Source organism: Sphingobacterium micropteri (assembly GCF_014692515.1).
GTDB classification, from domain to species: domain Bacteria; phylum Bacteroidota; class Bacteroidia; order Sphingobacteriales; family Sphingobacteriaceae; genus Sphingobacterium; species Sphingobacterium micropteri.
Genome location: NZ_JACOIK010000007.1, coordinates 29,861 through 42,655 on the forward strand (window position 1 = coordinate 29,861; position 12,795 = coordinate 42,655).

At 38.7% G+C, this 12,795-nt stretch carries 10 protein-coding genes and 1 tRNA gene; 10 read left to right on the top strand and 1 reads right to left on the bottom strand.

Annotation, left to right across the window (positions count from 1 at the left end):
* Positions 1–7 precede the first annotated feature (7 nt).
* The 5 genes from H8B06_RS10535 to H8B06_RS10555 all read left to right on the top strand — a co-directional run bounded on the left by H8B06_RS10535 (position 8) and on the right by H8B06_RS10555 (position 8,236).
* Positions 8–1,768, top strand: coding sequence for a DUF4886 domain-containing protein (locus H8B06_RS10535; RefSeq protein ID WP_190994251.1), 1,761 nt, complete (start codon positions 8–10; stop codon positions 1,766–1,768).
* A 102-nt stretch (positions 1,769–1,870) separates the two neighbouring features.
* Positions 1,871–3,043: a family 43 glycosylhydrolase gene (locus H8B06_RS10540; protein ID WP_190994252.1), complete on the top strand. Its 1,173-nt coding sequence runs from the start codon at positions 1,871–1,873 to the stop codon at positions 3,041–3,043.
* Positions 3,044–3,122: 79 nt separating this feature from the next.
* The gene (locus tag H8B06_RS10545) at positions 3,123–4,559 is read left to right on the top strand and encodes a sulfatase family protein (RefSeq protein ID WP_317170885.1); all 1,437 of its coding nucleotides are present in this window, start codon (positions 3,123–3,125) and stop codon (positions 4,557–4,559) included.
* Positions 4,560–4,600: 41 nt separating this feature from the next.
* Positions 4,601–6,109: a BspA family leucine-rich repeat surface protein gene (locus tag H8B06_RS10550; protein WP_190994254.1), complete on the top strand. Its 1,509-nt coding sequence runs from the start codon at positions 4,601–4,603 to the stop codon at positions 6,107–6,109.
* A gap of 99 nt (positions 6,110–6,208) precedes the next feature.
* Positions 6,209–8,236 carry an arylsulfatase gene (locus tag H8B06_RS10555; RefSeq protein ID WP_223857614.1) on the top strand — a complete coding sequence of 676 codons (2,028 nt, stop codon included), beginning with the start codon at positions 6,209–6,211 and terminating at the stop codon, positions 8,234–8,236.
* 91 nt (positions 8,237–8,327) lie between these two features.
* On the opposite strand, the gene H8B06_RS10560 is transcribed toward H8B06_RS10555, so the two are convergent.
* Positions 8,328–8,399 (bottom strand) — tRNA-Arg (locus H8B06_RS10560).
* Positions 8,400–8,579: 180 nt separating this feature from the next.
* Here H8B06_RS10560 and H8B06_RS10565 point away from each other — a divergent pair.
* The 5 genes from H8B06_RS10565 (at position 8,580) to H8B06_RS10585 (ending at position 12,745) form a co-directional block, all read left to right on the top strand.
* Positions 8,580–9,212 carry a peroxiredoxin gene (locus H8B06_RS10565; RefSeq protein ID WP_130142268.1) on the top strand — a complete coding sequence of 211 codons (633 nt, stop codon included), beginning with the start codon at positions 8,580–8,582 and terminating at the stop codon, positions 9,210–9,212.
* 64 nt (positions 9,213–9,276) lie between these two features.
* The gene (locus tag H8B06_RS10570; RefSeq protein ID WP_190994255.1) at positions 9,277–9,591 is read left to right on the top strand and encodes a thioredoxin family protein; all 315 of its coding nucleotides are present in this window, start codon (positions 9,277–9,279) and stop codon (positions 9,589–9,591) included.
* Entirely contained in the window at positions 9,572–9,829 is a 258-nt protein-coding gene (locus tag H8B06_RS10575) for a DUF6952 family protein (RefSeq protein ID WP_190312845.1), read from the top strand. The genes H8B06_RS10570 and H8B06_RS10575 overlap by 20 nt, the downstream gene beginning before the upstream one ends.
* A 252-nt stretch (positions 9,830–10,081) precedes the next feature.
* The gene (locus H8B06_RS10580) at positions 10,082–12,532 is read left to right on the top strand and encodes a PIG-L family deacetylase (RefSeq protein WP_190994256.1); all 2,451 of its coding nucleotides are present in this window, start codon (positions 10,082–10,084) and stop codon (positions 12,530–12,532) included.
* A 15-nt stretch (positions 12,533–12,547) separates the two neighbouring features.
* On the top strand, positions 12,548–12,745 hold the full coding sequence (locus H8B06_RS10585) for a hypothetical protein (RefSeq protein WP_190994257.1): 198 nt from the start codon (positions 12,548–12,550) through the stop codon (positions 12,743–12,745).
* Positions 12,746–12,795: the final 50 nt, after the last annotated feature.

A 12,795-nucleotide genomic window follows, 5' to 3' on the forward strand; every position in this document is an offset into this window, starting at 1 on the left:
AATAAATATGGAAAAAATACTCAATTTTAGGTCTTTTGTATGGATTATCCTTGCTCTTTTTACGCTTAACCAGATATCCTGTAAGGACGACACTTCACCACCGCAAGAGCAAAAACAGGCGATACAATTGAACAAAACGACAAGCGCACTTGCTATAGGGGAAGAGTTGGTCTTAATTCCAACATTTACACCCTCCGTAACAAACCCTGAATCCTATAAATGGAATGTTGACAACGCAGAGGTTGTAGCAATCACCATAAACAGTGATCACTCCGCTACGGTTGTTGGAAAGTCGCAAGGTGAAAGCAGAGTTTCCATCACGTCTCTACAAGGTGTTATACTTGCTAGCTGTATCATCAATGTAACTGGTGAAACTATAGAAAATCCAGACGATGGGGTAGTAAAGATATTAACTATAGGCAATAGTTTTTCAGAAGACGCCGTAGAATATTACCTGTACGGCCTTGCGAAAGCGGCAGGTAAAAATATTGTCATTGGCAATCTATTCATCGGTGGTGCTACCCTCGATCAACACGTACAGAACGCCGCGAACAACTCTGCTGCTTATGCCTATAGAAAGATAGAAGAGAATGGTAATAAGGAAGATACACCGAATACAACTATTGCAACGGCTTTGGCTGATGAAGATTGGGACTATATCAGTTTTCAACAAGCAAGCCCAAACTCCGGCCAATATAACACCTTTGTAACTCCGCTACCCGCCTTATATAACTATGTAAAAGGAAAAGCGACAAATCCACATGTAAAGTATATCCTACATCAAACCTGGGCCTACGCACAAAATTCTACACACGCGGGCTTTGCCAACTATAATAAGGATCAGGAAATCATGCATACGGCTATAGTAGATGCTTACAATCGTGCAACAGATCTGATTGACACGGAGCTAATCGTTCCGGCTGGAACAGCCATTCAAAATGGACGGACAAGTATTATTGGCGACAACTTCTGCAGGGATGGCTATCATCTTGACTTGAATATAGGAAGATATACGGCTTCCTGTACGTGGTTTGAAGCTATCTTTGGGGAAACTGTCATCGGAAATAGCTATAAGCCTACTGCTCTCACTGATTATGAAACCGAAATTGCACAACATGCGGCACATAGGGCAGTGGTAAAACCCAATGCTGTGACAGCTATGCAAGATTATCAGGGCGGTGGTTCCGGCATCCTTACTAATCCGGTATTCGTTAATTTTGGTAAGGATACATCCTCACCTCAGTGGAATAGTGTAACAGGACACATGGAGGGCACATCCATTCCAAATCTTAAAGACGATGAAGGAAATTATACAGGAATTTCCTTGACCATTACAGAACGCTTCAATGATATAAATCGGAACGGCCCTGCTACAACGTCAACAGATTTTGACATGCCCGCGGGAGTATCGTCCGATTCTTACTATGGCAATCCTAAAAAGGTCTTTAACAATGCGACTATATTACAAAGTGCCGTGAAGTTAGTTGGCCTGGACAAGACGAAGAAATACAATTTCTGCTTCTTCGCTTCCCGGATTGATACAAAAGTTAATGAAAATAGACAAACTAAATATATCGTCAAAGGACAAAATGAAGATATGGTCTTGCTTAATGCAATGAATAACACATCAAACTCAGTTTGTGCAAATAATATTCAGCCGAACGCGAATGGAGAAATAATGATCACTGTCACTGCTGGGGAGCAGAATAATAATGTGAACGGTTTTTATTATATCACCGCATTACGATTGTCACCATCAATAAATTAGGCTATACTGTTGGAGCTGTCTCCTAGGTTTATAAAAATGTAGTGGACTCTCTCTTTATGTAATTGACACGCAAATAATAAATATCCTTCACAGAAAACATTTATGTACAAGAACACTTTATTTGAAATTCAAAAATTCATCAGTTTATTATTGATTTTTATTGCTGTTTCATGTGGTTTAACGCAAGACAAATCCCCGTCAACGCAAATTTTTAGTGATCCAGTCGCTCCAATAGGAGATTCCTCTCTTACCATTCCTGCGGCTGTTAGACCTATTTTAGATGTATGGATGAGAGACACCTATGTAACTTACGGACCCGATGGGTACTATTATCTTACAGGAACTACTGCAACTCCCAATAGAGTCTTCCCAGGTCAAATACACTGTTGGGATTATAACGATGGTTTATACTTATGGAGGTCCAAAGATCTTAAAAACTGGGAATCAAGAGGTCTAATCTGGTCTTTTGATAAAGATGCAGCTCCTTGGCAAAAAAAAGGAACGCCCATTGAACCTGGTGAAAAATCTCCTAATGGAGATCCATTAGACTCCCTGTATAGAGCTGTTTGGGCACCAGAATTACATTATATAAAAAGTCAAAAAAAATGGTTGTTAATCGCGTGTCTAAATGGGAACAATGGTTCGTTCGTTTTGGAAAGCTTATCCGGTAAACCTGAAGGACCGTATAAAAACATAAAGGGAAACGAAACCAAGGCCATATTTGATAATATAGACCTTAGCGTTTTTGAAGATACAGATGGTGAAGTTTATCTAATCGGGCACAATCATTACATAGCCAAGATGAAAAAGGATTTGAGTGATATTGCAGAACCCTTTAGAGCTTTTAAGGAAAAGCCATATGAATCTGAACCATATATAGAAGGCGTCTGGTTAGATAAACATAAAGATAAATATCTGCTATTACAGACTGTATGGTCGGTTTCTCATGCAGATAGTACATATTCTTATATAAGGAACAACAAAAAGAGTGATAAGCTGTATAGTTACGATGTGGTGATCGCTGAATCGGATCATATTTATGGGCCTTATGGCCCTCGTTATCCGGCTATTTTACAGGGTGGGCATAATAATTTATTTAAAGACGAAAACGATAACTGGTGGTCCACCACATTTTTTAATCCCAGAGGTGTAATGGGAACAAAATTTACGGTAACCTGCCGCCCCGCTATTGTGCCTTTAAAATGGGAAAACGACAAGTTAATGCCAGATACAAAAGTGGCAAATGATTTTTATTCGACTTTAAATATTAAATAAAAACTTTATGAAACGAGCGTATTTCATTTGCTTATTCTTTGTTCTGGCTTTATTCTTTTCTTGTTCAACGACTAGACCTGTGAAAAAACCGAATATCTTGATTATTTATGTGGACGATTTAGGTTACGGAGATTTAAGCTGTTACGGCGCAAAAGCTGTGAGAACACCGCACATTGATGAACTGGCGAATAATGGGCTACTTTTTACGGATGCGCATTCATCTGCATCAACCTGTACACCTTCTAGATACTCCTTGCTAACCGGTAGTTACGCCTTCAGAAATAACGCGGCTATATTACCCGGGGATGCGCCTTTAATTATTGATCCAGAAACGGTTACTATTGCCGATATGTTAAAAAAAGCTGGCTATGCAACAGGCGTAATTGGCAAATGGCATTTAGGTTTAGGGAACGGAGAGCCTAATTGGAACATAGAAATCAAACCGGGACCAAAAGAAATTGGCTTTGATTATAGCTTTCTTATTCCAGCCACGGCAGACAGGGTACCTACCGTATTTGTAGAAAACCAACGTGTCGTAAACTTAGAAAAAGAAAATCCTATAGAAGTTAGTTATGACCACAAAATCGGTACACTCCCAACGGGTTTGGAACATCCTGAACAGCTAAAAATGAAAGCTGATACACAGCACAGCGGTACGATAATTAACGGAATTAGTAGAATAGGATTTATGAGTGGGGGTAGTAGCGCCCATTGGAAAGACGAAGAATTTGCCACGGTTTTGTCCCAAAAAGCTAAGGCGTTTATTACAAAACATAAAGATAAGCCATTTTTTATGTATTACTCGTTACCTAGCATTCATGTTCCAAGATCTCCAAATGCAAAGTTTGTAGGAGCCACGGAAATGGGACCTAGAGGTGATGATATCGTACAAATGGATTGGATGGTAGGTGAGATAATGAAAAATCTTCGTGAATTAGGCATCGATAAAAATACATTGGTCATATTTAGTAGTGATAACGGTCCTGTACTTGATGATGGTTACGCCGATAATGCGGTGGAATTAATAGGAGAGCATCAACCTTCAGGTATATATAGAGGGGGCAAGTATAGCGCCTACGAAGGAGGTACGCGTATGCCCACCATTACTTATTGGCCAGATGTAATCAAACCTGGACGAAGTGATGCGTTATTTAACCAAGTAGATTTATTTGCTTCCTTAGCGACATTAACGGGTCAGCAAGTGGACAATAAAAATGCTCCCGACAGTAAGGACATGTCTCAAGTATTAATTGGGAATTCTAGTGATGGAAGAAAAAGTATGCTTCAGGAATCTTTTACGATGTCTATAAGATCTGGAACGTGGAAATATATAGAGCCTTTATCAAAAGAAGTACCTGACTGGCTAGCAAATAAAACCATCGAAACAGGTCTAAGTAGCGCTCCGCAACTTTACAATCTTAAAGAAGACCGGGAAGAAATGAATGATCTTTCTGCAAAGTACCCCGAAAAGGTTAAAGAGCTGGCAAAGGAGCTAAATAGAATAAAAGGCATGTAAACACCATTACATAATTATAAATCAATAATAAAAAACAAGTTATGAAAAGAATTATAACATTAGTATTATTTGTGAACGCGATAGTACTCGGATACGCACAAACGACGTTTAAGACCGTGTGGAACACCAGCAAGTTATCAGGAACTTATACCGGATCAAGTAATAGGACGATAAAGCTTCCTGTAGCGGGAGGAACTTACGAAGGTAACTGGATTAAAGTAGAAGAACCAACAACAAATGGAACCTTTACCAGTTCTAGTCTAACAAATAATATAATCACCGTTCCTTCCGAAGGAACTTACGAAGTAACTATATCTAATGTAGGTGCAGGGTTTTATTGGCAAATAGGGTCGGCACCGGCGGAAACAGATCGTAGGAAGCTAATGGAAATAAAGCAGTGGGGCGACCTCTGGACTTGGGATAAAACACATATGTTTTATGATTGCTTAAATCTTGAGGTGACTGCCATGGATGTTCCAACATTAGCGGGAAATATAAGCTATATGTTTCGAGATTGTATACACTTAACAGGAAATACAAGTTTTAATACCTGGGATGTATCAAACGTTACGAATATGGCCGCGATGTTTTATGGTGCTAAGGTGTTTAATCAACCATTAAATAACTGGAATACAGGAGCTGTACAAAACATGTCAGACATGTTTCGGGGTACAGAAACATTTAATCAGCCCATAGGAAATTGGAATACAGAAAACGTGACAACCATGACAAATATGTTTGAAACTTCAAAAGCATTTAACCAACCGTTAAATGCTTGGAATGTGTCAAACGTAACGAATTTAAATGGTATGCTTTTTAACAGCGTATTCAACAATGCTAGTTTGGGCGGCTGGACATTAAAAGAAGGGGTTACACTCAGTGCTTTTTTGGGGTCAAACAATGATATAGGAATGGATTGTGTGAATTTTAGCAATACCTTGAAAGGTTGGGCAGAAAATAATAACACACCACAGGGGTTAGTGCTAGGAGCTGCACAAAGAACTTACGGAGATCAAGCGTCTTACAATAAATTAAGGACAGAAAAAAATTGGACGATTAATAACGCTAATTATGATATAACTTGTGACCAAACCCCTGTTGTAGCTTTTGCAGATATAAGCGCAAGTATTGTTAATGGCGATTTATTGATAAAGTGGAAAACGGAAAGTGAAAGAAATAGTGACCATTTTTTAGTTCAACTCTCTAATGATGGTGAAACCTGGCATGAAGTGGCTTCTGTAGCAAGCAAAGCAAAAAATGGTGATTCTAATGAAGTTTTGGAATATCAGCATATTCTTAAACTCAATTCATTACAATTAGCTGGTATATCAGTATTTATTGTTTTATTGTTAGCAATATTATTGTTTAATCGCAGAAATCGTATTTTTATAGCGATGCTATGTGTAGGCATCTTTTTATCAACAAGTTGCACTAAAAAAGCTTTGATGACTCAAGAGATTGAAAGTGAAGTTTTATACATTAAAATAACGCAGATAGATAAAGAAGGTAAAGCAAATAGTGACAGCGACGTCATATCGGTAAAAAGATAATGTTTATTATAACAGAAGCTAATACCACGTAATATGTTAAATATGAATTTGCTTCAGAAAAGTTTATTTTTATTGTTAATGATAGGGTCGCTTTGTAATATGTCATTAAAGGCACAGCAAGGAAAGGAGGATAAACGACCAAACATTGTATTGATTATGGCCGATGATTTAGGATATTCTGATCTTGGTTGTTATGGTGGAGAAATAGAAACTCCAAATCTAGACAGGCTTGCCCAAGAAGGCCTCCGATATAAGCAATTTTACAATGCGGCGAGATGTTGCCCTACAAGGGCGTCTTTGTTAACAGGGCTTTACCCTCATCAAGCAGGAATGGGGTGGATGGCTGCTGCGGATTTAGGTACCCCCGCGTACCAAGGAAATCTCAACGACAATTCGGTAACCATTGCCGAAGTATTGAAAGCTGCTGGGTACGGTACTTACATGACAGGTAAATGGCATGTGACAAATGAACGCAAAATAGACGGGATGGTAATTGATAACTGGCCAAAGCAAAGAGGATTTGACCATTATTTTGGAATTATCCCGGGAGGTGCTAATTATTTCACACCCGTAATTTATACCGACAATCACCGATATAAAGCCCCTGATAATTTTTTCCTGACAGATGCTATTAGTGATTCCACAGTGAAATATATTCATCAACATTTCAATAAAAATGCGGATAGCCCCATGTTTATGTATGTTGCTTATACCGCTCCCCATTGGCCGTTGCATGCTTTGCAAAACGACATAGATAAATACAAAGAGTTTTATAAAGTAGGATGGGATACCGTTCGCAAAAACCGTTTCGAAAAACAACAGCAGATAGGCTTATTTTCCAGTTATACGACCCTCTCTCCGAGAGATACGGTGATAAAAGACTGGAATAGTTTATCAAATGAAAAGAAAAACGAAATGGCAATGCGCATGGCTATTTATGCGGCACAAATTGATAATATGGATCAAGGAGTTGGACGCATTCTAGAGGCGTTAAAAGCAGAAAACCAATTAGACAACACGTTAATATTTTTCTTAAGTGATAATGGCGCCTGTGCCGAATTCATAAGTAGCGGAAAGCGAAAAGAGGTGGATGGGAAAGAGGATACGTTTGAAAGTTATCGCGTAAATTGGGCAAATGTCAGTAGTACACCTTTCAGAGAATATAAACATTATACAAATGAAGGAGGCATCGCTACTCCATTAATAATTCATTGGCCAAAAGGTATTGATGAAAATCTTTATAATTCTTTTGTAACAAATTATGGTCACATCAGTGATATTATGGCAACTTGTGTGGACGTTTCGCAAACAAGCTATCCTGTCACATATAAAGGAAAAAATATCCATTCTCTAGTCGGGAAAAGTTTAAAACCTCATTTTAATGGAAATAACAACAATCGGGGAAAGATATTTTGGGAACATGAAGCCAACATTGCCGTACGCGACGAAAAATGGAAATTAGTGACGAAAACGCGACAAGACGCTCAATTGGATGAAAAAAACCTGTCTCTGTATGATATGGATATGGACCCTACAGAAATGAACAATTTATCTGCCAGATATCCGGATAAAGTAAAAGAAATGTACCATGAATGGATAAATTGGGGAAATGAGATTGGAGTTTTTCCATTAGATACACGAAATTACAATGTTAGGGCACAGCTTTATAGAAGAAAGATAAATGGCAATTTTGATGATAATTTAGGTGGATGGGAGATTAGAAAAACAGAGGGCGTACAGGCTACAGTTTCTATAGATACTACATACAAACTCACAGGCAAGAAGTCGGCATTTATTCAGATGGAAGAGTCCGTCGATAAATCTTCTGCATTTACTATGTTCTGGAGTTTCCAGGCGAAAAAAGGCGAACAGTTTGATATAAAGATTAATTCTGTAGCTAGCCGTGAAACCGTTGTTTTTATTCGATTAGAAAATTCTGATCCCAAAAAAGAGCTTAAAAAAATGATGGATAGTGAACTAGTCGCTTCCACTAGATCCGGAAAAAATTCTTTTCGTTCTATAAAATTACCTCGGGATGGTAGCTACCGCTTGTCGATAGATATGGGGATGCTTAAAGGGGGAGACAAACTCTGGATTGATGATGTAGAAATTTTAGCTGTAAAATAATAGTATAATATATCGTTTATTATACGTAACCCGCAGCATATAAAAAATAGGCACTAAACCAAAAGATTTAGTGCCTATTTTCCATCTTTAGTAGCCCCGAGCAGAATCGAACTGCTATCAAATGTTTAGGAAACATCTATTCTATCCGTTGAACTACGGGGCCAATACTAATGGGTACAAAAATAACTTTTTTTTCCAACTTAAACCATAACCATTAGTTATATAAACAATATTTGCTTTATAGATTTTGACGATGTCATATAAAGATTTTTGATGTTTTATTGACAATAAAAACCCCTACTTTTGTACTGCAAAAAGAAAGAACAAAATAAATATAATTATTATGAGTTTTACAGGTAAAAATTTTCCAAACATTTCAGTTGACGCAATTGATTATTTAGGTGACAACTTTACTATCAACGTATTTGAAAAAGCAAAAGCAGAAAACAAAAAAGTATTGTTGTTTTGGTATCCAAAAGATTTCACTTTTGTATGTCCTACAGAACTACATGCTTTTCAAGAGGCTGCTGAAGAGTTTGCAAAAAGAAATACCATCTTAATCGGCGCTTCTTGTGACTCTGCAGAAGTTCACTTTGCTTGGTTAAATACAGCAAAAGACAACGGCGGTATCGAAGGTGTGGAATATCCACTTATTGCGGATACTAACCGCAACTTATCAAGTGTATTGGGTATTTTAGAGATGAAAGAAGTAGAACACCCTGAATACGGGACGCTGGTAGAAGGTTCTGCTGTTTCATACCGTGCGACTTATCTTATCGACGAGACCGGTAAAGTATTCCATGAATCTGTAAACGATATGCCATTAGGCCGTAACGTGAAAGAATACATCCGTTTGATCGATGCATATACACATGTCCAGAAACACGGAGAAGTTTGTCCTGCCAACTGGGAAGAGGGTAAAGATGCTATGAACGCTACACGTGAAGGCGTTGCTACTTACCTATCTGCAAACTAGTTATACAGTATTCGAAAAAAGACTGAAAGGAGAGGTTCTCTCTCCTTTCATAAAATCAAATTTTATGTTACAGGAATTAGAAAAAGACGCTCTACAAGAAATTGTAGACAACAACGATACCGTAGTGGTACAATTTTCGGCATCTTGGTGTGGAAACTGCCGCATCATGAAACCTAAGTTCAAAAAACTAGCGTCGGAAAACGATAATGTTTCCTTCGTAATTGTTGATGCGGAGAAGTTTCCGGAGTCCAGAAAACTTGCCAATGTAAATAATTTACCAACTTTTGCATCTTACAAAAACGGAAAACTGGTAAATCAAGTACAAACAAATAAAATTGACGGTTTAATAGATTTATTAAATGAAATTACCAGTAATTAAGCATCTTATCGAGTTTATAGAACAGAACGACGCAGATTTCGTGTTGGAAACTATCGAAACATTGGAGGCGTTAACGGAAGTTCCCTCTCTCAAAGATGAGGAACTTGATGTGATCGGTGAATTGATTTCCAATATGTATGGAGCGGTAGAAGTTGACAAGCTAATAAAAGAAGGAACCCCTAAAAAAGAAGCATTGAACGGCTTTATGCAAAGAGTGCTTGGTTCTATCGACAAATAAACAAAAGACACCGCTGTTTATAACTTTGCTTATGTGGAAAAGTTTTTCGCCATTAAGGGGGCTATTTTTATTTATTAATCCTATTTTTACTTGTACCATATAAGGTTACTATTTTAAAACTATCGACTGTTCCGTTTGTTTTTTAAAATCCGTTGGACGAATTGGAAGTTTTAGACAAAAAGATTTTTAATTGTTGGTAAAAGGAATCAGAAAATATCTGGTTCCTTTTATTTTTTCCTATTTTTAGGCATTATGAGACGACTTATTATCTGCATTTTTCTGGCACATCTTTTCACGGCTCACTTTTCTTTTGCACAATCTACCTATTCCAGTAGTTCCGCGGATATACAGTTGCAAATGGAACGACTAAATGTCTTAGGTTCTGTACTTTATTTTGCTGCACACCCCGACGATGAGAATACGAAATTAATATCCTACCTCGCTTCTGAACGCAACGTGCGAACCACTTATCTCTCGTTGACGCGCGGTGATGGCGGACAAAACTTAATCGGGACCGAACAAGGAATTGAACTGGGGTTAATACGGACTCAGGAACTCCTTCAGGCGCGTAAAGTGGATGGGGGAGAGCAGTATTTTTCTTCCGCGTTCGATTTCGGTTTTTCTAAAACTTATGACGAAACCTTTAAATTTTGGCAAAAACAAGAAGTATTACGAGAAGCGGTATGGCTTATCCGAAAGTTACAACCGGATGTGATTATTACACGTTTTCCGCCGGATGAACGTGGTGGGCATGGCCACCACCAAGCTTCTGCCATACTTGCACACGAAGCCTTTGTAGCAGCCGGCGATCCTAAAATGTTTCCCGAACAGCTAAACGAATTACAACCTTGGCAGGCTAAACGCTTACTCTGGAATACCGCCAGTTTTATGCGTCTTCAAGGAGATGATTCAAATCGACTTCGCATTGATATTGGTCAATACAACCCTTTATTAGGCAAGTCCTATGGTGAATTGTCCGCCATCAGCCGTTCACAACACAAAAGCCAAGGCTTTGGTTCAGCAAGTACCAATGGTGTATCACTCGAAACATTTGAAAATGTAGCGGGCACGAAGGCAACGGAAGATCTGTTCGACGACATTGATCTATCTTGGAACCGTATCCCTCATAGCGAATCTATTCAATTGTCCATCCAAAAACTCCTATCATCTTTTAACGCCAATAAGCCGCAGCTTTCTATTCCTCAACTCGCCACCATATGGCATGAAATCCAAAAATTGGAAGATAGTTACTGGAAGGAAAGAAAGAGCAAAGAGGTAGAAAATATTATGCTTGCTTGTGCAGGGATAAAAGTCGAAAGCCTTACACCTCGATTACGTTTAGTAGAGGGGCAGCCGATAGCTTTTCAAACAGAAATCGTCGTTCGCAATCCCGATGTCCACGTGGAACTTTTACATATAAACGAAAATAAAATTGGACAAACGCTCCCTACAAACGAAGTAATAGCCTTCGAGCATATTCTTCCACCAACAACCATCACCCAGCCGTATTGGTTGCGCAAACCCCACACACAAGGTAAATTTGATGTTGATCCAAAGCATTTTGGTTATCCTATGAGCCCCGATTTACCTGCCGCTCATATTTATTTCAACGTAGCGGGAGTTCCTATTCATATACAAACACCGTTACAATATCGCTATGTTGATCCGGTAAGGGGAGAGGTACACGAATATGTGGAAGTTGCACCGGTCGTTACGGCCTCCATAGAAGTCAATAACCTGCTTATTCCAAAAGGTGAACAGAAAACCTTAACGGTTACATTTCAAAGGCACGGTGAAATAGACAAAGATATACCTATCGATATAAACCTTTCATCTTCAGGATGGAAAATATATCCCGAAAAATTGATTTTATCTTTCCCTGAAGGACAAGACATCCTTTCCAAGACCATTGCCATAAGCAATCTCCAGAAGACCCATAACGAAACAACATTAAGCTTCTCAGCCAGTGGAAAAAAGTTGAAAGATATCCGGGAGATTACATACGACCACATACCCCGGCAGACATGGTTTCCCGATGCGGAAGTGAAACTAAACCCCATTACATTGATCAATCCCGTAAAAAGGGTCGGTTACATTATGGGAGCAGGCGATCTCGTTCCGGTAGCATTACGAAACATCGGTACCACAGTTGATATACTGGATATAGCCAAACTCCGATCAGACGTGCTGCAGCAGTACGATGCCATTGTATTTGGGGTACGAGCATTAAATATCCATACCCATATTACACAAAAACTACCGTTAATTTATAACTATATACAGGAAGGCGGTGTCGTTTTAATGCAATACAATGTTAACTCTAGATTACAGGAAGAACATTTTTCACCTAAACCAGCACCGTTCACTATTACCCGTACTAGAGTAACAGAGGAAGACGCAAAAGTCACCTTTACCGATCCTAAGGATCCTGTATTAAATTATCCAAACAAGATTACACCCGAAGACTTTACTGGCTGGGTACAGGAACGAGGGCTTTACTTTGCAGAAAACATCGATCCTAGTTATCGCACACCTCTTGCCATGAGCGACCAAAATGAACCGCAACACAACGGCGCTTTACTCATACATCGAATGGGGAAAGGTAAATTTATTTATACGTCTTTATCTTTTTTCAGACAATTACCTGCGGGAGTTCCCGGAGCTAATAGATTATTTGTAAATTTGTTAGCAAAAGAAAAATAGAAACTATATAGTATAATGGAAAATCAAGTAGAAAGCAACGAAAACCTAAATGTAAAAGGTATTATCCTATTACTCGGCACCATATTCGGTGCATTGATTTCGATCATCGTTAAGGGCACTTTTTTAGGTTTTATCGGCGGTTTAGTGATAGGGTTCGCATTGGCGGTCTTCTTCATCAGCGTAATCCTTCCCCATAAACCAAGTGACAGATAAGGGCCTTCCTCCGTTTGTAAAAAGCTGGCGACAGTTCTATATACTCGTTT